Annotated in this window: 25 protein-coding genes and 1 pseudogene; 11 read left to right on the forward strand and 15 right to left on the reverse strand. The window is 66.5% G+C overall.

Annotation, left to right across the window (positions count from 1 at the left end):
* Positions 1–18 precede the first annotated feature (18 nt).
* The 3 genes from OG326_RS18300 to OG326_RS18310 all read right to left on the reverse strand — a co-directional run bounded on the left by OG326_RS18300 (position 19) and on the right by OG326_RS18310 (position 1,909).
* Entirely contained in the window at positions 19–279 is a 261-nt protein-coding gene (locus tag OG326_RS18300; protein WP_297614267.1) for a hypothetical protein, read from the reverse strand.
* A 38-nt stretch (positions 280–317) separates the two neighbouring features.
* Complete coding sequence (locus tag OG326_RS18305) at positions 318–824, reverse strand: PRC-barrel domain-containing protein (RefSeq protein ID WP_327145854.1); 507 nt, start codon at positions 822–824, stop codon at positions 318–320.
* Positions 825–898: 74 nt separating this feature from the next.
* Positions 899–1,909, reverse strand: coding sequence for an LLM class flavin-dependent oxidoreductase (locus OG326_RS18310; protein WP_327145855.1), 1,011 nt, complete (start codon positions 1,907–1,909; stop codon positions 899–901).
* A gap of 252 nt (positions 1,910–2,161) precedes the next feature.
* Here OG326_RS18310 and OG326_RS18315 point away from each other — a divergent pair, with 252 nt between their 5' ends.
* The gene (locus OG326_RS18315) at positions 2,162–3,397 is read left to right on the forward strand and encodes an MFS transporter (protein ID WP_327145856.1); all 1,236 of its coding nucleotides are present in this window, start codon (positions 2,162–2,164) and stop codon (positions 3,395–3,397) included.
* 26 nt (positions 3,398–3,423) lie between these two features.
* On the opposite strand, the gene OG326_RS18320 is transcribed toward OG326_RS18315, so the two are convergent.
* The 4 genes from OG326_RS18320 to OG326_RS18335 are packed head-to-tail and all read right to left on the reverse strand — an operon-like array spanning position 3,424 to position 7,836.
* Positions 3,424–4,050: a TetR/AcrR family transcriptional regulator gene (locus tag OG326_RS18320; RefSeq protein ID WP_327145857.1), complete on the reverse strand. Its 627-nt coding sequence runs from the start codon at positions 4,048–4,050 to the stop codon at positions 3,424–3,426.
* 22 nt (positions 4,051–4,072) lie between these two features.
* Positions 4,073–5,587 (reverse strand): flavin-containing monooxygenase, encoded by a 1,515-nt coding sequence (locus OG326_RS18325; protein ID WP_327145858.1) that lies wholly within the window; start codon positions 5,585–5,587, stop codon positions 4,073–4,075.
* The gene (locus OG326_RS18330; RefSeq protein ID WP_327145859.1) at positions 5,584–6,441 is read right to left on the reverse strand and encodes an SDR family NAD(P)-dependent oxidoreductase; all 858 of its coding nucleotides are present in this window, start codon (positions 6,439–6,441) and stop codon (positions 5,584–5,586) included. Before OG326_RS18330 ends, OG326_RS18325 begins: the two co-directional genes overlap by 4 nt.
* A 48-nt stretch (positions 6,442–6,489) precedes the next feature.
* Positions 6,490–7,836: a cytochrome P450 gene (locus OG326_RS18335; protein ID WP_327145860.1), complete on the reverse strand. Its 1,347-nt coding sequence runs from the start codon at positions 7,834–7,836 to the stop codon at positions 6,490–6,492.
* A gap of 101 nt (positions 7,837–7,937) precedes the next feature.
* Between OG326_RS18335 and OG326_RS18340 the strand changes: the two genes are divergently transcribed.
* On the forward strand, positions 7,938–8,792 hold the full coding sequence (locus OG326_RS18340) for an SDR family oxidoreductase (RefSeq protein ID WP_327145861.1): 855 nt from the start codon (positions 7,938–7,940) through the stop codon (positions 8,790–8,792).
* Between the two features lie 37 nt (positions 8,793–8,829).
* Positions 8,830–9,732 (forward strand): LysR family transcriptional regulator, encoded by a 903-nt coding sequence (locus tag OG326_RS18345; protein ID WP_327145862.1) that lies wholly within the window; start codon positions 8,830–8,832, stop codon positions 9,730–9,732.
* A 37-nt stretch (positions 9,733–9,769) separates the two neighbouring features.
* On the opposite strand, the gene OG326_RS18350 is transcribed toward OG326_RS18345, so the two are convergent.
* From OG326_RS18350 to OG326_RS18360, 3 genes and pseudogenes are all read right to left on the reverse strand, one after another.
* Positions 9,770–9,940, reverse strand: a complete 171-nt coding sequence (locus OG326_RS18350; protein WP_327145863.1) for a DUF6374 family protein — start codon at positions 9,938–9,940, stop codon at positions 9,770–9,772.
* A 373-nt stretch (positions 9,941–10,313) separates the two neighbouring features.
* A complete protein-coding gene (locus OG326_RS18355) occupies positions 10,314–11,834 on the reverse strand; it encodes an FAD-dependent oxidoreductase (protein ID WP_327145864.1) in 1,521 nt (506 codons plus the stop codon).
* Between the two features lie 113 nt (positions 11,835–11,947).
* Positions 11,948–12,166, reverse strand: a pseudogene (locus OG326_RS18360) (hypothetical protein); the annotation flags it as partial.
* 191 nt (positions 12,167–12,357) lie between these two features.
* Between OG326_RS18360 and OG326_RS18365 the strand changes: the two are divergent.
* Complete coding sequence (locus OG326_RS18365) at positions 12,358–12,828, forward strand: hypothetical protein (RefSeq protein ID WP_327145865.1); 471 nt, start codon at positions 12,358–12,360, stop codon at positions 12,826–12,828.
* Between the two features lie 76 nt (positions 12,829–12,904).
* On the forward strand, positions 12,905–13,471 hold the full coding sequence (locus tag OG326_RS18370; RefSeq protein ID WP_327145866.1) for a type 1 glutamine amidotransferase domain-containing protein: 567 nt from the start codon (positions 12,905–12,907) through the stop codon (positions 13,469–13,471).
* An 86-nt stretch (positions 13,472–13,557) separates the two neighbouring features.
* Here the strand turns inward: OG326_RS18370 and OG326_RS18375 are convergent, their stop codons facing one another.
* Positions 13,558–14,040: a Dps family protein gene (locus OG326_RS18375; protein WP_327145867.1), complete on the reverse strand. Its 483-nt coding sequence runs from the start codon at positions 14,038–14,040 to the stop codon at positions 13,558–13,560.
* 175 nt (positions 14,041–14,215) lie between these two features.
* Here OG326_RS18375 and OG326_RS18380 point away from each other — a divergent pair, with 175 nt between their 5' ends.
* From OG326_RS18380 to OG326_RS18395, 4 genes are all read left to right on the forward strand, one after another.
* On the forward strand, positions 14,216–14,866 hold the full coding sequence (locus OG326_RS18380; RefSeq protein WP_327146516.1) for a PAS and ANTAR domain-containing protein: 651 nt from the start codon (positions 14,216–14,218) through the stop codon (positions 14,864–14,866).
* A 104-nt stretch (positions 14,867–14,970) separates the two neighbouring features.
* Complete coding sequence (locus tag OG326_RS18385) at positions 14,971–15,213, forward strand: hypothetical protein (RefSeq protein WP_327145868.1); 243 nt, start codon at positions 14,971–14,973, stop codon at positions 15,211–15,213.
* A 38-nt stretch (positions 15,214–15,251) separates the two neighbouring features.
* On the forward strand, positions 15,252–15,446 hold the full coding sequence (locus OG326_RS18390) for a hypothetical protein (protein ID WP_327145869.1): 195 nt from the start codon (positions 15,252–15,254) through the stop codon (positions 15,444–15,446).
* Between the two features lie 142 nt (positions 15,447–15,588).
* The gene (locus OG326_RS18395) at positions 15,589–17,073 is read left to right on the forward strand and encodes an MFS transporter (RefSeq protein WP_327145870.1); all 1,485 of its coding nucleotides are present in this window, start codon (positions 15,589–15,591) and stop codon (positions 17,071–17,073) included.
* 29 nt (positions 17,074–17,102) lie between these two features.
* Here the strand turns inward: OG326_RS18395 and OG326_RS18400 are convergent, their stop codons facing one another.
* Entirely contained in the window at positions 17,103–17,375 is a 273-nt protein-coding gene (locus OG326_RS18400; RefSeq protein WP_327146517.1) for a GlsB/YeaQ/YmgE family stress response membrane protein, read from the reverse strand.
* Positions 17,376–17,624: 249 nt separating this feature from the next.
* Entirely contained in the window at positions 17,625–18,455 is an 831-nt protein-coding gene (locus OG326_RS18405) for a helix-turn-helix transcriptional regulator (RefSeq protein WP_327145871.1), read from the reverse strand.
* Positions 18,456–18,558: 103 nt separating this feature from the next.
* Here OG326_RS18405 and OG326_RS18410 point away from each other — a divergent pair, with 103 nt between their 5' ends.
* Positions 18,559–19,227, forward strand: coding sequence for an alpha/beta fold hydrolase (locus OG326_RS18410; RefSeq protein ID WP_327145872.1), 669 nt, complete (start codon positions 18,559–18,561; stop codon positions 19,225–19,227).
* A gap of 27 nt (positions 19,228–19,254) precedes the next feature.
* On the opposite strand, the gene OG326_RS18415 is transcribed toward OG326_RS18410, so the two are convergent.
* Both OG326_RS18415 and OG326_RS18420 read right to left on the reverse strand, forming a co-directional pair.
* The gene (locus OG326_RS18415; RefSeq protein WP_327145873.1) at positions 19,255–20,979 is read right to left on the reverse strand and encodes a thiamine pyrophosphate-dependent enzyme; all 1,725 of its coding nucleotides are present in this window, start codon (positions 20,977–20,979) and stop codon (positions 19,255–19,257) included.
* Positions 20,980–20,997: 18 nt separating this feature from the next.
* Positions 20,998–21,828 (reverse strand): RNA polymerase sigma factor SigF, encoded by an 831-nt coding sequence (locus OG326_RS18420; protein ID WP_327145874.1) that lies wholly within the window; start codon positions 21,826–21,828, stop codon positions 20,998–21,000.
* A gap of 187 nt (positions 21,829–22,015) precedes the next feature.
* Between OG326_RS18420 and OG326_RS18425 the strand changes: the two genes are divergently transcribed.
* Entirely contained in the window at positions 22,016–22,423 is a 408-nt protein-coding gene (locus OG326_RS18425; protein WP_327145875.1) for an ATP-binding protein, read from the forward strand.
* Position 22,424: the final 1 nt, after the last annotated feature.

Below are 22,424 nucleotides of genomic sequence, written 5' to 3' on the forward strand. Positions count from 1 at the left end.
ACGAGAGTCGTCCGAGAATCAGCGGATATTGCTCGCCTTGGGCTTTGTCGCGAATCCGATCACCGCGGCGACCACGGCGCCGACCACGCCGCCACCGCCGACCTGCGCGAGGATCTGACCGAAGTCCAATCCACTACCGGTGGCAGCCTGGATGATCGCGCCGGTGATGCCGCCGCCGATCGCCCCGGCGCCACCGCTGACAGCGGGACCGAACGGGCTCTTGGCGCCGCCGATCCCACCTCCGATCACGCCGCCGAGCAGACCCAGTAGCCATTCCATGATTCCTCCTGATGCATGAAGGGGATGTGCCTACCGTGCTATGAATTCGCGCCTGTCCCAGGCATTCCGGTGCCGAACCGGTCGGTGCGAACGGTGTCCGAGACCGCCTGCTCATTGCCTCTCATCAGCCGCTCCTGCTCGCGCAGTACGGCATTCGGATCGGAGCGTCCAGTGGTCATGGGCGCATCGGGTCCGGGCTGGATCCGCCCGGTCCTGTCCGCGCCCGACCGCCGGCGGTCGGCGCCGTAGTGCGCGAGCAATTCCTGTTCGGCACGCGGCTCGATACGGCCGTCGTGATCCAGGTGGGGCGCGGAATCGACCTGCGATTTCGTGGCCGGTACCCGCAGTGTGGCGTCGGTGGCTCGATATTCGGCGCCCATGAGCGGCACCAGCGAATGCTCACCGAACATCCCGGTGGAGACCACCGCCCAGGTCGGTTCACCCGAATCATCGTCCACGTAGAAATTCTCGACCCGGCCGATCTGCTCGCCGGCCGTGTCGTACATCGTGCAACCGATCAATGAATCCAGCGTTGTTTTCGCCACGATCTCTCCTCGGTGTCGGGAAATGATCTGCTCAAAACTTGCTGCGACTTAGCTGATACCCAACCCGATGTTGTTCAAACTGGCAAGCCCAAGGCCGGAGCGATCAGCTCGCGGGCATCGTGCAGGATCTGTTCGTAATCCTCGCGATGGAACTCGTAGGGCAGCTCGAGGCGCAGCTCAGTGGTGTGGGCCAGTACCGGATCGGCCCGCAGCCGCTCGACGATCTGCGCCGCGGTGCCGACCAGATCCGGGGCGAACAGGACGCGCCGTTCGCCCTGGGGCGCGAGGGTTCGCTCGTGGCGGGAGGCCGCGTATCGGCGGTAGCGCTCGCGGGTGGCGCGGTCCGCGCTGTCGAACGGCACGATCACCCGTCCCACCGCGACCCGGGCCGGGCGGGCCGGATCGACGAGTCGGCGGTACTCCTCGATCAGGGTCAGCTGCGCGGTGCCGAAGTCGTCGGTGTGCTCGCCGGTCACGATATTGCCGCTGAGCAGGTTGAGCCCGTTCTTCCCGGCCCAGCGCACCGAGCGGCCGCTGCCGCCGCCGTACCAGAGCCGGTCGACCAGACCGGGATTGTGCGGCTGCAATCGGGGCCGCTGCGTATTGCCGGGGGAGTGGATCACCGCCTCCGCATCGCCCAGATAGTCGCCGCGCAGATTGTCGATCAGTCGTTCGATCCGCCCGTGCGACAGGTCGTAGCTGCGCCAGTCACCGTCGAAGACCAGGCTCCCGATGAGTTCGGCATGCGGCGGCGTGCCCGCGCTGAAGCCCGGTTGCAACCGGCCCCGGGACAGCACATCGGCCATCGACAGATCCTCGGCCAGCCGGAACGGGCTCTCGTAGCCGATCGGAATCACGGCCGTGCCCAATTCGATTCGACTGGTGCGCTGCGCGGCCGCGGCCAGGAAGACCGCCGCCGATCCGACACCGTGTTCGAGATGCCGCTGCCGGATCCAGGCGCCGCCGAAGCCGAGCCGCTCGCCGTATTCGAACAGCTGCAGTGTGTCCTCGAGCCCGCTGTACGGATCGTCGTCGGGATAGTTTCCCGGGGTCAGAAACGACAGATTGCTGATCTGCACCGTCACGAGATCTGCTCGCCCGCTTGGATTTCGGCCCGCCGCTGCGTCGTCATATCAGACACCCAACCGGATCGAGCTGCGGCCGAACAGGATTGCGATCACCGCGAACCCAATCGGCCGCCGGAATTGCGATCACGGCGATTTCCACGGTGTGGAAACGATCTTGCCCGGCGTCTCCGGCATTCGCACAGTGGGTCGACAGTGATCACCGATCAGGGAAAGGCGTGCACTCGTGCCGGCGAATATTCGAGTTGCCCGATGATCGCTCGCCCGCAGGAGGCGGCCGCACCGGGCTCGCTGCGGCCGCTGCTGTTCACCGTCTATGTCCCCGCCTCGGCATACGGCGTGGGGATGGGAGCCGCCGCGCCGGTCATGACCCTGACCGCGCTCGATCTGGGTGCCTCACCGGCCGTCGCCGGCTTGACCGTCGCGCTGGTCGGACTCGGGCAGGTGCTCGGCGATATTCCCGCGGGCCAGGTGGTGTCGAGGCTCGGCGAGCGGATGTCGATCGTCGCCGCGTGCACCGCCGGGGTGATCGGGGTACTGCTGTGCCTGTTCGCCCCGACCGTGCCGATCCTGTGCGCGGGACTGACGATCGTCGGATTGTCCAATGCGATATGGGGACTCGCGCGCATGAGCTACCTGTCGGAGGTGGTGCCCTTCGAGCGCAGAGCACGGGCGATGGCGCTGTTCGGCGGCGCCATGCGGCTGGGTTTCTTCCTCGGCCCGATCCTCGGCGCGGCCGCGATCACCGGATTCGGCGCCCGGGGCGGATTCATCGTCCAGTTGATCGCCATCGTGCTCGCGGGCTATCTGATGGCCCGCCTGCCGGATCCGCAGAGCGCGCCGCCCGGTGCGGTGCCGCAGACGCCGCTGTCACTGGTCGCCATCGGCCGGGCCCATCACACCCTGCTGCTCACCCTGGGCGCCGGATCGCTGCTCATGGGCGCCGCGCGTGCCTCCCGTGATGCGGTGCTGCCGCTGTGGGCCGATCACCTGGGCGTCAGTGCCGCGACCGCGAGCCTCATCTACGGCCTCGGCGCCGGGCTGGATGTCGTGTGTTCGTACCCGGCGGGGCATGTGATGGATCGCTACGGCAGGCGGTTCATCGCCGTGCCGTCGCTGATCATTCTGGCTCTCGGCTATTTCGCTGTGCCACTGACCTATTCGGCCTGCACGCTCGGCATCGCCGCGGTGATCATGGGTATCGGCAATGGCATCGGCAACGGTGTCATCATGACGATCGGCGCCGATATCGCCCCGGCCGCCACGCGTGCCGAATTCCTCGCGGCGTGGCGGCTGACGCACGACGGCGGCTACTTCGTCGGACCGCTGGCGGTCAGCGGGCTGGCGGCGGTCGGACCGCTGGCCGGTGCGGTCCTGACCATCGGTGCGGTCTCGGTCCTGGGCGCCGTCGCGATGGGCCGCTACATTCCGGTGTACATCCCCTGGCCCAGGCCGGTCGAGAGAACAACTGTGAAAGATGCGGTCTGAGAACGGTTCTCAACTACCGAATGCTCTCAACTACCGGGTGCGTAGCGGGGTCCGACGAGAGCCAGCGCGGTGTCCACCGCGATATCGATGATCTCGGTGATATCGCGGCCTTCCTCGACGGTGGAGGCGATGAGTTCCCGGAAGCCGCCGTAGAGGATGGTCGCCATCTGCCGGGATGGCGGGTGCAGCTGCGGATCCTCGAATCCCGGTGTGGTGGTGAGGGTCTGGATGAGTTCGATGAAGGCCTCGGCGGCGGCGCGATGCAGTTCGCGTGCGCTTTCGCCGAGGGACGGGGTATCGCGAATCCAGGCGAGGGTGATGGTGGTATCGGCCTGCGAGGCGTGGATCCAGGCCTCGATGGCTTGGCGCACCTGGGTACGCCACGACGCATTCGGGTCGACCGCCTCGTAGATCTGCTGGATCGTCTCGTTGTTCCGCTCGGTCAGCAGGGCGATGAAGCAGTCCTGCTTACTGGTGAAGTGCTCGTAGAAGGTGCGGCGGGAGGTGCGGGCATTGCGGACCACATCGGCCACCGTCGCATCCCGGTAGCCGCGGGCGCGGACGGCATCGGCCATCGCGTCGAGCAGCCGCCGGCGGAATCCGGATTCCGGCGTGGCCTCGGCGGCGGTGGGTGCGAGCTCGGCGCGTGTCACAAGTGTCAGATTAGCGACCTCCTCAGGCCGTCACCTGTTCCGGATCGCGATCATCGGGTGCGAAGTCGGTGATCGGCGGCGCGGCCGCGGTGGACCGGGCCGTGAAACGGAGAACACCGTCCTCGATCCGGCCGTGCCGGAGGGTGAGCACGTCCTGGGCGTAATTCATGCCCAGCCGCCACGGCGCCCTGGACCCGGCTTTGGGGAAGTGGTCGAGGGCTCGCAGTACGTACCCCGCCTGGAAGTCCAGCAGCGGTGTTTCGGTGACCGACGGGTCCGGCCACGGTGTGCACCGGTCGTAGCCGTGGGCGTCCATATGCCGCAGCAGGCGGCAGACGAATTCGCCGACCAGGTCGGCCTTCAAGGTCCACGAGGCATTGGTATAGCCGATGGTGAAGGCGAAATTGGGCACGCCGCCGAGCATCATTCCCTTGTAGGCCATGGTTTCCGGCGGTGTGACGGTGCGCCCGTCGACCTCGAGCTCGATCGCGCCGAGGGCGAGCAGCCGCAGACCGGTCGCGGTCACCACGATGTCCGCCGGTAGTTCGGCGCCGGAGCGCAGGCGAATGCCGTCCGGGGTGAAGCGGTCGATATGGTCGGTCACCACCGAGGCGTCGCCCGCGCGCAGCGATCGGAACAGATCCGCGTCGGGAACCAGGCACAGCCGCTGATCCCACGGCCCGTAGGCGGGATTGAAATGCGTGTCGACGTCATAACCCTCGGGCAGCTGTTTGACCGTCTGGGTGCGGATGAACTTTCGCATCATCTCCGGTCGTCGCTGACTGAGCTGATAGATCAGCGTGCTGATCGCGACGTTCTTCCACCGGGTGATCGCATAGGCGCGCCGCGGCCCGAGCAATGCCCGAAGCTTGGTTGCCACAACGTCTTCGGTGGGCGCGGACAGGATGTAGGTCGGCGACCGCTGCAGCATGGTGACGTGCGCCGCGGTCTCGGCCATGGCCGGAACCATGGTGACCGCGGTGGCGCCGCTGCCGATCACGACGACGCGCTTATCGGCGTAGTCCAGGTCGGCAGGCCACTGCTGCGGATGCACGATCCGTCCCCGGAACTCTTCCGTGCCTGCGAAATCGGGGGTGTATCCCTGGTCGTAGCGGTAGTAGCCGCTGCACAGGTACAGGAAGTGGCAGGTCAGTACCGAGGTGGTGCCGTCATGCTCGACCTGTACCGTCCAGCGTGCCTCGGACGAGGACCAGGACGCGCGAATCACCCTATGCCCGAACCGGATTCGTCGATCGATACCGGTCTCGGCGGCGGTATCGCGGATATAGCGCAGGATCGACGGCCCGTCGGCGATCGCCTCGGCCGCGGTCCACGGCCGGAAACGGTAACCGAGCGTGGCCATATCGGAGTCCGACCGCACGCCGGGATAGCGGAACAGATCCCAGGTGCCGCCGATCCGCTCGCGCGCCTCCAGGATCGCGTAGGTCCGGTCGGGAAACGCGGACTGCAGATGGTGGGCCGCGCCGATGCCGGACAGCCCGGCCCCGACGATCAGCACATCGACATGGTCGGTCATGCGTTCACCTCCGCCTTGCCACGGGTGCGCAGTCGCCGCTCCAGCACCGAGATAATGTCGTAGTAGTGGGTGGGGGACACCCGCGCGAGCGCGTCGAACGCGTAGGCGTCCGGGCCGACGAGAATGCGTGCCTTACCGCGTTCGACTCCGCGACAGATGATTTCGGCCGCCTTCTCCGGTGAGGTGAGGGTGATGGCCTCGAATTCCGCGGCCATCTGCTCCCTGCTGCGCCCGCGACCTTCCGGATCCTTGCGGACCCGCGCATTGCGGGCGATATTCGTGGTGATGCCGCCCGGGTGCACATTCACCGCGGAGACGCCGGTGCCCCGAAGTTCCTGGCGCAGTGCGTCGGTGAAGCCGCGCACCGCGAATTTCGCCGCGCAGTAGGCGCTTTGGTAGGGCATGCCGACGAGCCCGAACACACTGGAGGTATTGACGATGACGCCGCGATCCTGCTCGACGAGCAGCGGCAGGAACGCGCGCGTGCCATTGACGACACCGTCGAAGTTGATGCGCCGCAACCATTCATCGTCCTCGGGGACCGAGTCGAGCACCGAAGAGGACACCGCCACCCCGGCATTGTTGAACACCGCCGCCAGCGGTGCGGTCAGCCATTCGCGGACCTCGTCGGCGAAGGCGAGCTGATCGCCGGCATCGCGCACATCGAGCACCCGCAGCAGCACCGGACCCTGCAATCCGGCGGCGGTCTGCTTCAGCCCCGTCTCGTCGATATCGGCGATCGCCACGGGAGATCCACGGCGGGAAAGCAATTGGGCGAGGCCCCGGCCGATGCCCGAGGCGGCGCCGGTGATCATGACGGGGTGGCCGGACAGTGGTCTAGCTGCTCGGGGCATCAAAGCTCCTGAATTCGTACGGGCGGTTTCGGTCGTGGCGCAGTTCGGTCACACCGTCACCTCGGTGGCCTGTGCCGCCGCGGGTGTGCTGGGCGCGGGAGTACGGCGGTGCACTACGGCGCGACCCTTCTTCGCCGGTACCAGCGCGACACCGCGAAAGTGGGTGCGTTCATCGGGCGCATCGGTCGGCTCGAGGGTGAAATCCCTGAGCAGCGTGCGCAAGACGATGTTCAGCTCCATGGTGGCGAAGGCCGCGCCGATGCACCGGCGGGCGCCGCCGCCGAAGGGAATCCAGCTGAAGGTCCCCGGCCGCACCCCGGCGAAGCGGTCCGGATCGAAGGCCCGTGCATTCGGGAAGAGCTCCTCGTTATCGTGCATCAGCCGAATGCTGACCACGATGTTCTGCCCCTTCGGCAGCGTCCACCGGCCCAGCTGCAGCGTCTCCGCGCGCACCTTGCGCCCGGTCGAGTCGATGACCGGACGTACCCGCTGGACCTCCAGCAGGGTGGCTTCACGCAGTTCGGAGCCACCGGCGTCGATCTCGGATACCAAGCGGCGCAATAACTCCGGATGCCGGCGCAGCCGCTCGACCGTCCAGGCCAGGGTCGTCGCCGTGGTCTCGTGACCGGCGGTGAGCAGCGTCAGCAGTTCATCGGCGATATCGCTGTGACTCATGGCGGAGCCGTCGTCGTAGCGGGCCTGCAGCAGCATGGCGAGCACGTCATCGCGCTCGGCGAGATCCTCGGCCGCCGCCGCACGCTCGATCAGACGACCGACGATCTCGTCGTAATTGCGGCGGTGCGCCGCGAATCGAGCCCAGGGACCGTACTGCCCGAGGAATTTCTGCGGTACCGGCAGCGCCGCCAGCGCCGAACCGACGAGCACCAATTTCGGTAGCAGCTCACGCAATTGGTCGAATTCCGCGCCCTCGGCGCCGAACACCGCGCGCAGGATCACATTCAGCGTGATCCGCATCATCGGCTCCATGGTCGCGAATTCGCGACCCGACGGCCACGAGGCCATCTCGCGCACCGCCTCCTCCTCGATGAGCGACTCGTACACCGCCAGGCGGCGGCCGTGGAACGGCGGCGCGAGCAGCTTGCGCTGTTTGCGGTGCTCCTCGCCGACGAGGGAGAACAGCGATCCGGGACCGAGGAACTGCCCGAGGTTGACATCGATATTGTCGACCAGCTCCGTGCTCGCGGTGAACAGCGCCTTCACCTCGGCCGGTTCCGAAAGCACCACTGTCCGGCCGAATCTGGGCAGCTGCACGGTGAACGCGGAGCCGTAGCGCTCATGCATGCCCCGCCATGCACGGGTGCGCCCGGTCAAGATCTTCAAGCCCTGTACGAAGCCCGGCGTGGTCGGTCCCTCGGGCAATCTGACGGTGGTCATACGCCACTCCCTGCGTTGGTACTTCGATGTACCACCATGACGGTACATTCACGTACCAGCAGTGGCAAGGGTCACGTTCGCGCCGGGCACAGGCATTGCCTGTGGGTGCCATCGATTCTTTCTGTTTCCGCTCGATCGGCGCGGCGGCCACGATGGTGACGGGCCCGATTCCGGCCCGAAACCCGTGGAAGGACAAGACGATTACTGCTCTCACGACTCGTGATCTCGAAGGCAAGGTGGCCCTGGTGATCGGCGGCACCCGCAATCAGGGCGCGGCCTTCGCCGACAATATCGCCGCCCGCGGCGCCACCACGGTGATCAGCTACACCAATGACGATGCCGCGGCCAAGGAGACGCTCGCGGCATTGGAGAAGCACGGCGTGGCCGTGGAGGCCGTGCGTTCGGACGCGCGCCGCTCCGATGATGTGAACGCCCTGTTCGAAGGTGTGGTGGCGCGCCACGGCCACCTCGATATCGTGGTGCACACGCCCGGGGCCGTGATCAAGAAGCCGCTCGCGGATTTCACCGACGCGGACTTCGATCACCTCATCGATCTCAATACCCGCAGCGCGTTCAACACCCTGCGCGCCACCGCGCGCCACATTGCGGACAATGGCCGCTACGTCGTGCTGTCCACGACGCTGACCTCCGTGATGACCGGGCCGTACGGCCTCTACTCCGGTTCCAAGGCCGCCGTCGAGCGCATGGTGCTCGCGCTCGCCAAGGAGATCGGCGGCCGCGGCGTCACCGTCAATGCCGTTGCGCCCGGACCGGTCGACGACTCCTTCTATCGCGGCGCCGAAACACCCGAGTCGATGGCCGCGGCATCGCAGCACAGCCCGCGCGGGCGGCTCGGCCTGCCCGAAGATATTGCGCCGGTGGTCGGTTGGCTGATCAGCGCGGAGGCCGGGTGGGTGTCCGGGCAGACGGTGCGCGCGAACGGCGCCATGTTCTGACGCGGCTCGACGGCGCGCGGATCGATATTGTCGGCGGGTGATCGACACTATCGACCTGCGGCACCTGCGTTCGTTCCTGGCGGTGGCCCGGGCCTCCAGTATCACCGAAGCCGCTGCCACCCAGCACATTACGCAGCAGAGCCTGTCGGCACACATTCAGCAGCTCGAACGTGCGCTCGGCGTGATGCTGCTGGTGCGGACCTCGCGGGGTATCAGCCTGACGGCGGCCGGCGTCGAATTGGCTTCGGGCGCACCCGCTCTGCTGGCGGATCTCGGTGAGCTGGCGCGCCGGGTCCGCGCCACCGTCGCCGGTTCGGTGCGGCGGCTGCGCGTGGTGTCGGCCGCCTACACGATCACACTGTTCGCGGTGGAGGTCGCCAAGGCGATGGAAGCCGCCGATCCCGGCATCGAAATCGAGGTGGCCACCGCACTGCGCCCGATCGAGGCCATGCAGCGCCTGCACGCGGGCGCCTCGGACGCGGCGATCCTCTGGTTGCCGACCGGAGACCCCGGCTTGCTGAGTGAGCCGATTCGAGACGACCCCCGTGTCGTCCTGCTGGCGGAAGATCATCGCCTGGCGGATCGGGAATCGGTCACCCTGGCCGATCTCGCCGACGATCCGGTGATCATCGTCGACGCCTTCGCCTCGCCCGAGGCATTGAGCCACCGCATTGTCGATCCGCGACCCGACGGCCGCCCGGCCGTCCGCGGTCCCGTGGTGCCCACGCTGGAGGACTGCCAGGCCCAACTGCGCCGCGGCCGCGGCGTCTGGTTCGCACCGCGGCAGATGGCCGAATGGGCACTGTGCCCGGGCGTGGCCCTGGTCCCCATCGTCGATATAGCGCCGACTCCGCTCGCGGTGGTGTGGCCGCAATCCACCCCCGGGGACCTCATCGACGCGCTGATCGCCGCCGCGCGGGCATCGGCGAACGGGCGCTAGACGCGGCAGCGTCCAGTGCTCGGTGCGGGTGGGACTGTCAATGCGTGTCCGTCGGGGCGTAGAGCCGCAATCCCTCCGCGAGCTGTTCGGCCATGTATTCCAGCTGGTCGGGGGTGAGGTGCTTGCCGAACATCGCAGCCTTGAGCAGTCGCCGGCGCACCTCGCTGATCTGCAGGTGAGCGACGACGATCGGGTCGAGTTCTGGCACGGTCCGGCAGACTACCTCGAGTCGAACAAAGTTTCGATCCAAGCGCCCGGCGGGGCCGCGCTATCCGATTTCCGGCAGTGGTTTCGGCTCGCCCGGATCCGGGAGGGGGTGTGGCGGGTCCACGGGGCCCGGCGACGGCGGGGTCGGCGGGATCGGCGTGGGATCCGGCTGGGGCACAACAGGGTCCGGGGTCGAGGGGATCGGGTCCGGCGGCGGGATCGGCGGAACCGATTCGGCGATACCGGCAGGCTGAGGCCGCGCGGAATGCTGCGGGCTGCGGGGGAGCTCTGTATCGGTCATGAGATTCGGGTACCCGCGGATCGCGGGCTGAACCGGTCTAGATCAACTTTCGCCGGAGAGCGGCTGCCCGCGCTCACAGCTGGGTGAACTGTGAGCTGGGGTAAGGCTGCAGGAACTGCTGGAGCGGGCGGGTTGCGGGGCCCTCGATGGGGGTGCCGTCCGGACCGAAGCGGGAGCCGTGCAGCGGGCAGTCCCAGGAGCGTTCGGCGTCGTTCCAGGTCAGGATGCCGCCCAGATGGGGGCAGATCGCCGATACCTCGGTGGTCTGCCCGTCCACCGTGCAGACCGCGGTGGGAACCAGGCCGTGGCGCTCGACCCGGCCGCAGCCTTCCGCGGGCAAGGCGGCCGGAGCGGAACCGGCCGCTCGACGCCAGCCGGACAGTAGCCGGTGTGCGACAGTCACATTGGAGGTGACGGCGGCGGGAAGTGACCGCAGCTCAGAAGGTCGCCAACTGGCGAAGGTTCTGGCCCAGGCGGGCGGTTTGCCGGTCACCCGGCCCGCGATGGCCAGTGCGGCGGCCACGCCGTTGGTCAGTCCCCATTTGGCGTATCCGGTGGCGACCAGAATATTGTCGCGGCCCGGCAGCAGCGGTCCCACATAGGGCAGTTCGTCGACGGGCAGATAGTCCTGGGCGGACCAGGAGTGCAGTGGTTCGGCTGTGGGACACCAGGTTCGGGTCCATTCGATCAGTTCCTGGGCGCGCAGCCGCGGCGAGGATTCCCGGCCCACGGTATGACCGTTGCCGCCGACGAGCAGCACGTCACCGTCCGGCGACGGCGTGTACCGCAGCGACCGGGTGGGGGAGCCCGCGCTGAGGAACATCTCGTGCGGAACCGGTTCGGTCACCGCGAAGGCGGTCAGATACGAACGCTGCGCGGTGAGCCGGGTGAAGAACCCGCCGCGATCGAGTATCGGTGTGCCCGTGGCGATGACGACCGTGCGAGCGATCAGATCGCCGTGCTCGGTCTCGATGATCAGGTCGTTGTCCTTGCCCGAGCGCACATTTCGGGCGAGGGTGGATTCGAAGATGGAGGCGGTATGCCCCTCGATATCGACCGCGAGGGCCGCCAGCAGCGCCATCGGGTCCAGCTGCGCCTGATCCTCGAGCCGCACCGCACCGTAGGACGGAAACGGGGCGTCTATCTCGCCGAGCAGTTCGACCGGCATTCCCACGGCCTGTGCTGCCTTGAATTCCGCACGCACAGCGGACGTTTCGGCCTTGCTCTGCGCATAGGTGAGTGCCGCTTCGTGCTGCACCGGCACCGTCCGCTCCTCGCAGTACCGCATCAGCCATTGCTGCCCAGCACGATTGGCGTCGATATAGGCGCGCAGGGTGTCCTCACCGTGCCGCCGGCGAATCCGCTGGGCGCGGGTTCCCTGCAGCAGACTGACTTTTCCGGTCGACGCGCCGGTGGTGCCCGCCCCGACCCGCCGGCCTTCCAGGACCGCGACCTCCACACCGTTCTCGGCCAGCAGCAGGGCCGTCGCCAATCCGGTGATACCGCCGCCTATTACGACGGTATCGAACCGGGAGCCGGGTGTGAGCCGTAGCCGGGCCGGGACTTGGGCGTCATCCAGCCATAGCGAAGTCATGGTTCGGGTATAGCCCGTCACAGTCTTGCGAAACAGTGCGGTGTCGCGAAACAGTCGCGGGGCCGGGCAGCAATGCTGCCCGGCCCCGTTGCGAACCGTGAGGGAAATCAGGCTCAGTAGTAGTGGCTCCGACCACCTACCGCGCGCCCCGTCGAACCCAGCACCATGAGCACGGCGCCTGCGACGAGCAGTACAACTCCGATGGTCGTCAAAAGCGGTATGCCGAGCAGAATGCCGGCAAGGAGCAGGACCAGACCGAGAATGATCATGACACTTCCTTGAGATGGACGGCGCGCCGGGCGACCCGGCGCTTGTGTTGCTATAGCCGGATCATTCGGGTCTAAACGGGGCGATGCGAAGAAGTTTCGTGCGGCATCACGGTTTCATAACAACGGGTATGGGTAGTCAAAGGATGTGGCTGTGATGCTGATCCCGCCGTACCAGTAGCCGATACCGTTGTGGCGCAGGCATCTTTCGACCTTTTTCGTGACAACCATTCGGACCCGACCGATGGGAGCAGAAGATGCAGTGCGATGAGATAGTGCTACCGGTATCCGGGCTGCGGGTGGAGTGGCGGCCGACCGATCAGCACTTCCGCATTCGCCCCGCCGGCGCCGCGGACTCCGGCGCCGCGGCGCCACCGTGGCGAACATGGCAGGGCCACAACGATATGGCGGTCGGCGCCTCGGGACCGATCCCGCAGGAACCACAGGCGATGTGGTGGGCGATCTGGGGCGAGTACAGCGGTAATGATGTGCAGGTCACCCTGGACGATCAGAGTCGTCCGGGCGTGGTGGTGTTCAATCGGCTGTGGATCTGCGAATGGCGCGGACCCGAGCGCGAGGCCACCGTGGTCACCGCGGGCCGCCAGGCCGAAATCCAGTTCGCCCCACCCGTTTACGCGGCACCGCATGCGAGGCACAACCGCCCCGGCGGCGGCTCGAGCCATATCGAGACACCCGCCGGGTTCCACGAGATCCCCCGGCGGCGGTGACCGGAGCGACGTTTGCGAGGCGACTGTCCGGGTACGACCGCAGATATCGCGTTCGAACAGCGGAAGGAGCTCGTGGATGACCGATCAGCTCAGTGATATGCGTGTTCTGTTCATCACCTCGAATACCGGTGTGGAGCGAGACGAGTTATTGACACCACTTGCCTGGCTGCGCGATTCCGGTGCGAGGGTGACGCATGCGGCGCCGAAGCTCGAGGATGTGCAGACCTTCGTGCACGATGTCGACAAGGATGTCGTCGTCCAGCCGGACAAGGCGCTCGATGATATCGAAGCCGACGACTTCGACCTCCTCGTCATTCCCGGCGGCACGGTGAATGCGGACAAACTCCGATTGTCGGATCGGGCAGTGGAATTGGCCCAGCAGTTCGCCGGCGCGGGCAAGACCATCGCGGCGATCTGTCATGGCCCCTGGCTGCTCGTGGAAGCCAATCTGCTTCCGGGTAAAACACTGACCTCGTATCCGTCGCTGCGCACCGACATCGTCAATGCCGAGGGCTCCTGGGTCGATCGACCGGTGGTGCTCTCGCCCGAAGACGGCTGGATACTCATCACCTCGCGTAATCCGGGAGATCTGCCGGACTTCACCGACGCCATCGACCGGACCATCAATCCGAACATCGATTAATGGCGGCCCTCCGCCTGTATTCGCCTGTGACACAGCGCAATAGTGGTCCCGCCCGTCGAACGGGCGGGACCATCGCGCGTCCTGCCTCAGGCCGCCATGGCCAGCTGCGCCTGCCACATCCACCGCAGCTGCTCCAGCCGTGCGGCAATGCCCACGAGTAGATCCCGGGTCGCCGGATCGCTCGTCCTCGTCGCCTGAGTTCGTCCGCGCAGTCGCGCGATCACGATGGTGAGATTGTCGACGATGGCCTCCACGACGGCATTGCCGAGTTGCCAGCCGTCGGGCAGTGCCAGCGCCCCGGAATCCTCGACGACCGTCACCACCTGCCCGTCATTGCTGAATCCCAGCGCGGCGGCGCGTCCGGTCGCGGCGTCGGTGAATCGGCGCACCACGGAAACCAATTCGTCGAGCGCGGCCTGAATGGGGTCCAGGTCGCGGTCGATGACGTTCCAGCGTGCCTGCTTCGCGATGAGTGACAGGTCGATCAGGTCGATCACGGTGGCGCGCAACACGTCTTCGGAAATCTGCTGCTGCTTCGCATCGAAGGTACTCGTTCTGGGTTCCGGCACTGCCGAATCCTTTCGTAGTGGGACGGTCGATCGAGTACCCCGGGAACCGCCGGCTCAATCAGACCAAGATCGAAAGACCGCCGTGCGCCGCACCCGAATACCGGTGCGACCAGGCGGTTGGACACCTCATACTGTGCTGATGGCAGAGGGTGACGGCCGCTCGGACAGGGCCGATATGGCGGCGGTCGAGGCAGTGATCGCGGCAGGTGAAGCACAGGGGATCGGCTCGTTCCGATTCCGCTTCGCCGATCAGAGCTGGGAATGGTCCGACGAGGTGGCGCGCCTGCACGGCTATGAGCCGGGTGAGGTCACGCCTACAACGAAACTGCTGCTGTCGCACAAACATCCGGACGATCGCGAGCGGGTGGAGGAGGTGCTCGTCACCTCGCTGCACGATCACGCGCCCTTCTCGAGTCAGCATCGCATCATCGATACCGCGGGGAAGGAACATCAGGTCCTGGTGGTGTCCGACGCGGTCGCCGACGAGTCCGGTGAGGTGTTCGCCACGGAGGGCTATTACGTCGATCTGACCGATAAACTGGCCGATCAGCGCAATGAGGTCCTCGACGAGCTGCTTCCCGAGCTGCTGGAACACCGGGCGGTGATCGAGCAGGCCAAGGGCGCGCTCATGGTGGTCTACGGCCTGACCGCGGATCAGGCGTTCCGGGTGCTGAAATGGCGTTCCCAGGAGACGAATACCAAGCTGCGAGCCCTGGCGGTTCAGCTCATGGAAGAGTTGCCGATGCTGCCGCCGGTCGGTGCGCGGACGCGCACCGCGGCCGACCACATCCTTTTGACGATTCACCTGCGGATACCCGCGGCGTAGCACCGTCGGCCGTCGGTCCCGCAGATACCGATGGTGCAGAAGCGGTTTCGATGCTGTCCGTATTGGCAACCCTCCGGGAAGACACGCAATCCGAGGAGGGTGAGATGCAACAGCTGAGATTGCGGCTGAAGTCCGCAGTTGCCACCGCGAAACGACCGCTCGATTTCGAGAGCGCCACTCGCCTGCGCCGGCGCGTACGAGCCCTGTCCGTCGAATGCGACACCACCCGCTACCCCGACACCGAACGAGTGCAGCTGAACAAGCTTCGCAACCAGGCGGTTCGGACCGTCGAACTGGCTGTTCAGCGCGCCGACGAATCCTCCAGGCTGGCCGGCATTCCTCGATAGTAACGTTTTGATAACAAGCGGATGGGTATCTCATGGTTATGGCAACGACACGAGGAAGTTCCACCCGTATCGTCGGAATCGACTGGGGAACTGCCCTTTTGGCGCTCGCGGCCTGTCTGTTCTTCATCGGCGGCATTGCCGTCATGACGCAGTCCTGGACCACCTCCGCGGTGGCGGGGGGCAGTCTGCTGATCGGCCTGACCGCAATTCTCAATGTTCTTCGCGAGCACTGAGCGTCCTTCGCGAGCACTGAGCCCGTGGATTTCCTTCGACGCGGCGGTGTCGCTGCGCGCCGCTGAGCGAACTGCTGGGCAGACTGTTTGACGGTGGTACGTCCGGGTAGACGAAACCTACGGTTCGGACTCGGGAGTCGTCATGGCGGAAGTGTCCGGCGCAGCCGGAAACAGTGTGGTGCGGACGTTGATTCCGGCGCGGATCGATCGGCTGCCGTGGTCGAGGTTCCATACGCGGATGGTGCTCGCGCTCGGTGTGGCGTGGATTCTCGACGGACTCGAGATCACGGTGGCCAGCTCGGTCGCCGATACGCTGACCAAACCCGAGACGCTGCATATGTCCTCGACCGCGGTCGGGCTGGTGGCGACCGTCTATCTGGCCGGCGAGGTGGTCGGCGCGCTGCTGTTCGGCAACCTCTCCGATCGGCTCGGGCGGCGGAAACTGTTCCTGGTCACCCTGGCCGTCTACCTCATCGGCAGTGGACTCACCGCACTCACGCTCGGCAGCGGCGCCGGCTGGGTGCTTTTCCTGTATCTCACGCGCTTCATCGCCGGCATGGGCATCGGCGGCGAGTACGCGGCGATCAATTCCGCTATCGACGAACTGATTCCGGCGCGCTACCGCGGGCGCGTGGATATCGCCGTCAACGGAACCTATTGGGCCGGTGCGATTATCGGCACGATCGGCACCTACATCCTGCTCAATCATATGAGCCTGTCGGTGGGCTGGCGGCTCGGATTCCTGATCGGCCCGGTGCTGGGCGTGGGGATTCTGTTCGTCCGCCGCCATCTTCCGGAGAGCCCGCGCTGGCAGATCATGCACGGGCATGCGGAGGCGGCCGAGGAATCGATCACCGAGATCGAGCGGGAAGTGGCCGCGACCGGGGTGACCGTGCCGCCGGTCGACGAGTCCCGGGCCATGGAGATCAAGCCCACCCGGCAGATCGGCTATGTGGCGCTGACGCGCGTGCTGTTCCGCGAGTATCCGTCGCGGGCGATCCTCGGTGCGAGTCTGATGATCAGCCAATCGTTCCTGTACAACGCGATCTTCTTCACCTACACGCTGGTGCTCGGGAAGTTCTACGATGTGCCGTCCTCGGCCACGCCCATCTATCTGATCGCCTTCGCGGTCGGAAATCTGATCGGGCCGTTCGCGATCGGGCACCTCTTCGACACCCTCGGCCGGCGCACGATGATCTCCGGTACCTACATCCTTTCCGGTGTGCTGCTGGCGATTTCGGCGGGGCTGTTCTATGCCGGCGTGCTCAATGCGATCACCCAGACCCTGTGCTGGTGCGTCATCTTCTTCTTCGCCTCCGCGGGCGCCAGTTCCGCCTATCTCACGGTGAGCGAGATCTTCCCGCTGGAGGTGCGCGCGAAGGCGATCGCCGTATTCTTCGCCATCGCACAGTGTTTCGGTGCGCTCGGCCCGGCAATCTACGGTGCGCTGATCGGTGACGGTTCGCAACCGGTCCGGCTGTTCCTCGGATACCTGTTCGCCGCGTTGATCATGATCGCCGGTGGTGTGATCGCCCGGGTGCTCGCGGTCGACGCCGAGGGGAAATCGCTCGAGGATGTCGCACTGCCGCTGGCGGCAACGCAGCGGGGTGCGGCCATCGAAGGATGACCGCACCCCGCCGGTGCAGTGGCCGAGCGTCAGCGCACTGCGCGACGTCCGGTCACGAGATTGACCAGGAACAGCAGGATCACCGCACCGCCGAGGCAGGTGAAGAAGCTGAACCACAGACCGCCGCCTTCGACGTCCACTCCGAAGAGCTTCAGCAGGAAACCGCCGATCAGGCCGCCGATCACGCCCACGACGATATTGAGCAGAATGCCCTGCTGAGCATCGGTCTTCATGAACTTGCTGGCGATCCATCCGGCCAGCCCGCCGATAATGATCCATCCGAGAATGCCGAGACCGAGCATGTCCTTCTCCTTCTGTAGACGGCGCCGAAACAACCGGCGTCCTGTCCAGCACATACCCGGCCCCGCCGAAAGGATGCGGTCTTCGCCCGAAAATTTTCGGCAGCGGTGTCCGGTCCTGGCGTGACCGATTTGTCCGGTGCAGGCGGGGTATGCCGGAAATAGCGGCCAGGAGCTGCCGGCACCGTCAATGGCGACGGGAATCTCGATGGCGAGGGGCACGCCCGGTAGCAGCTCTGCTCTCCCGCCCGATTACGGGCGGGGGAGGGCCGGAGCATTCGCCGTGGTCCGGCCACCGGTTCGGTAGCGGCCCGGGGTCGTGCCGATGATATTGGTGAACGCCGTGATGAAGCTGCTGGGATTGGCCCAGCCGCAGGCGTACGCGGTTCGGGTGGTGTCGTGGCCGTCGGCGAGCAGGACCAGCGCGTGGTAGACGCGCAACTGTGTGCGCCACTCGTAGAACGTCATGCCGAGTTCGGTGCGGAACAGCCGGCTCAGGGTGCGGGTGCTGGCTCCGATCGTCCTCCCGAGTTCGGCCAATGTTGCGTTGTCCGAGGGGTTTTCGTGCAGCACCCGGGCAATGGCCTGCAGTCGGTCGTCCCGTGGCTCCGGCAGGTGCAGGGGCTGTTCGTGTGCTTCACGGAGTTCGTCGACCAGTACTCGCAGCAGGCGGGCGTGCGCGGCACGGCTGTAGCCGGGCGCGGCGGGGTCGTAGTTGCGGGGGCCGGTCAGGGCGAGCAGCACCTCGCGGGCGAGGTCTGAGGTCAGGAATACGGCGGGATGGTCCGGGATGAGCCGGGCGAGCGATGGTGCGAGGAAGACGATGCGCATATCGGTATCGCCGTGGGCGCGGTGATGGTGCGTGAATCCGGCGGGGGTCCAGGCGACCCGGTTGGCGGGAACGATCGACGTGCCGCGCTCGGTGTGCACGGCCAGCACACCGCTGGCCGCGTACACCAGATGTCCGCGTGCGTGCGACTGCAGCTCACTCTTTTCCTCGGACGGCCACAGGTGGCGGCCGCCGGAGGGCCACATATGTGACGTCACCGCGGCGGCGGGGCGAGGTTGGCGGGGAACGGGCATCACTTGGCATTCTATCGGTAGTAGGCCACCCCTCTGATCTGGTGATATTGCCTGTGTGCGGCGGGCATGCCCCGCCATCGCCGCTCTACAGAGGGAGAAACTCATGACGACATTCGTTCTTGTGCCCGGCGCGTGGAAGGGCTCCTGGGCATACGAGGCGGTGACTCCGCTGCTCGAGCGTGCCGGTCACACCGTGCACGCCCTGACCCTGACCGGGCTGCGGCCGGAGGACGACGAGGCGACGATCGCGACCGCCAACCTCGACACGCACGCCGACGACGTGCTGCGGCTCCTCGATCGCCACGGGATCTCCGACGCGACGCTGGTCGGCCACAGTTACGCCGGGATGGTGGTCGCCGCGGCCGCCGACCGCGCGGACGGCCGGATTTCCCGACTGGTGCATCTCGACGCCTACGTGCCGAGCGATGGCGAATCGTGCTGGTCCTCGACCAACGACCACTTCCGCGCGGTTTTTGCCACCGGTGCCGTGGACACCGGCTACAGCGTCCGGCCGCCACACGGTGGCGATCCCCGCCGCCGATCCCATCCGCTCGCCGCATTCCTGCAAAAGATCCGTCTCACAGGCGGTTTCGCCGAGGTACCCCGCCGGGAGTTCGTCTACTGCTCGGGATGGGAGGACCGGACCCCGTTCACCGACCTCCGGACCCGGCTGCACGCCGATCCCGAGTGGCGGGTCCACGATGTCCCCACCGGACACGACGCAATGCATGAGGCTCCGGAGGCGGTCGCCGCGATACTGCTCGGCGAATGAGCCGTGCGGACTCGCGGGGGCCCGCGATCACTCCCGGCTGTCGAGCGTTTCCTTGACCTTCGCGATCGCGAAGCCCCAGGCCTGATCCACCGTAGGCTTCGGCGGTATGGAGATTTCGTCGGGATTGGTCAGCACATCGAGCAGTATCGGCCGCCGCAGCGAAAGTGCTTCGGCGAGAACACTGTTCAGTGCTTCGGGGTCGGTCACCCGGCGCGACTCGAGCCCCATTGCCGCGGCCACGGCCGCCAGATCCGGATTGTCCAGGACCGTGCCGAATTCCGGCAGCCCGCCCTGTTCCTGCTCGAGCTTCACCATCCCGAGCCGGCCATTGTTGAATACGACGAACGTGACCGGCAGGTTGTAGCTCACGGCGGTGCGCAGATCGCCCAGCAGCACCATCAGCCCGCCGTCACCGCAGCAGGCAATCACCTGCCGATCGCGGTCCAGGGCCTGAGCGCCCAGGGCCTGCGGCAGCGCATTGGCCATGGATCCGAAGTTGTAGGAACCCAGCAGCCGCCGGTTTCCGCGCAGCGTGAGGAATCGGGAGATCCAGACGGTGGACATGCCCGTATCCGAGGTGAAGATGGCATCGTCGGCGGCGTGCGTGTCCAGCGCCGCGGCCACGGCTTCCGGCCGGATCAACTCGTCCGGATTGTCGAGGTGACGGCGCAGGCGGCCCAGCAGTTTTCGATCGTGACCGGCATCCGCCAAACGCTGCTGGCGTTCCACCCAGGTCTGATAGTGGTGCTGCGCGGACTTCAGATGCCCGTCAGAGGTGGTGTTCTCGAGCAGGGGCAGCAGTTCACTCAGTGCCGGCCGGGAGTGCCCGACCAGCGAGACGTCCACGGCCGTGCGGCGGCCGATGTGCTCGAGCCGCCGATCGAGCTGAATGACCGTCTTCCCGGTCGGATACCAGTCGGTATAGGGAAAGTCGGTGCCCACCATGAACAGCACGTCGCACTCGGCCAGCGCGGCATGGGCGGCCGGGTTGCCGATCAGCCCGGTCTGGCCGACGGCGAACGGATTGTCTTGTTCGAGACCCTCTTTCGCCTTGAGCGTGAGCACCATCGGCGCGCTCAGGCGTTCGGCGATCTGCAGTATCTCCGCCCGCGCCTCCCGTGCGCCCACCCCGACCAGCAGGGTCACCTTCTCGGCGCCGTTCAAAACGCCGGCGGCCTCGGCGAGCTCGGCGCCGCCGGGTACGACGGTGCGGCTGCGCGAGACGAATCGTGGAGTGGGCGAACCACTCTCGACCTTCGCGCCCGCGATATCGCCGGGAACGGTCAGGACCGCCACGCCCGGGCGCGACATCGCGGCATTCACAGCCTGTTCGAACATGCGCGGCAGCTGGGCGACATTGGTCACCGTGGCGGTGAACTCGGCGACGTCGCGGAAGACCGCGTCATTGTCGACTTCCTGGAAGTACTCGCTGCCGATATCCGCGGTCGGTACCTGACCGCAGATCGCCAGCACCGGCGCATGCGATTTCTTGGCGTCGTAGAGACCACCGAGCAGATGGATCGAACCGGGGCCGACGGTGCCCATGCAGACACCGAGGGTCCCGTTCAATTGTGCTTGTGCCCCAGCGGCATACGCGGCGACCTCTTCGTGCCGGACGCCGATCCACTCGATCCGATCCTCCCGGCGGATGGCATCGGTGATGGGATTGAGGGCATCGCCCACGACTCCCCAGATCTGGGTCACGCCTTCGTCGGCGAGGGCGGTGACGATCATTTCGGCAACCGTGGTCATCTGCTCACTCCTGAATGCTCATGCGATCCGGGCGATATCGACAGGGCCGAGGGCTTGCTCGCGCAATGTGGACAGGGTCTTGGTCAATATGCGTGATACCTGCATCTGCGAGACGCCCAGTCGCTCGGCGATCTGCGCCTGGGTGCGATTGTCGAAGAAGCGCCAGACCAGAATCTGCCGTTCCCGGGCGGGCAGCGCCGCCAGCAGCGGGCGCACCGCCATCGCATCCTCGAGCAATCGATAGCTGGGCTCCTCGGCGCCGAGCGTGTCCGCGATCGCGGCCGGGCCCGAATCGTCGTCGCCGCGAGGCGTATCCAGCGAGCTGGCCTGATAGGCATTGCGGGCCACCATGGCCTGGGTGACCTCACTGAGCTCCACGTCGAGTTCGGCGGCGATCTCGCGGGCGGTGGGCATCCGGCCCAGACGATGCGACAGAGTCTCGGTCACCGGGCCCAGCTGCTGCTGCAGCTCCTTGGCGCGGCGCGGTACCCGCACGGCCCAGGTGTGATCGCGGAAATGCCGGCGCACCTCGCCCATGATCGTGGGGATGGCGAAGGACAGGAAGGTGCTGCCGCGCGAGACATCGAAGCGATCCACGGCCTGCACCAACCCCAGCCGGGCGATCTGGTGTAGATCGTCGAACTGTTCGCCGCGTCCGGTGAAGCGCCGGGCGATGTGCTCGGCCAGCGGCAGACACGCCTGGATGATCTGCTCCCGCATCGGCGCATGCTGGGGATCAGCAGCCGTCAGCGCGGCCAGTTTCTCGAACCAGGGCTCGATATTGTCGTAGCTGTCGCCGGTGCCACGCGACTGCCGGGGTGCTTCGGTTGGAAGTATCGCCTCGGACATGACGGTTCCTCACTGCAGATCGAATCCGACTCTTCGTGAGCTACCCGGGCATTTGTTATTCAAACAACCCTGATTATGACGCTGTCGTCACAGTGGCCCGCGTGCGACGCGCGCGCCGGACGGTTCACACCGACCGGGTAGTCTGCCCGAACCGGGCGATCGGCAGCAGGCGGGAACGGAGAGTGCCATGGGTACGACGGTAGGACTACGGGTACCCGCGGTGCCGGAGCAGCTGACCATCCTGCGCGCCCTCAGCGAAACCGTCACCATGCTGGCCGATTTCGACCTCGGCGAGGTCAATGACATTCGGCTCGCCCTCGATGAGGTCGCGATGGTGCTGATCCGCGACGCGGCGCCGGGTTCGACGCTCGACTGCGATCTGACCTATGACGAGGACGAGCTGACCGTCCGGGTCTCGGCGATCACCTCGTCGGAGGGCGCCCTGGAGGATCGTGGTCTGAGCTGGCATATCGTGCGCTCTCTGACCGATTCACTCGATGCCACCCAGGGCGCCTATGCCCGCGCGGCGGCCGGGTTTCCGACCGTCGTCGAATTCCGCCGGCATCGTGATGCGCAACAGCGCAGCCGGGGCTGAC

The sequence above is a fragment of the Nocardia sp. NBC_01327 genome, from assembly GCF_035958815.1.
Lineage (GTDB): Bacteria > Actinomycetota > Actinomycetes > Mycobacteriales > Mycobacteriaceae > Nocardia.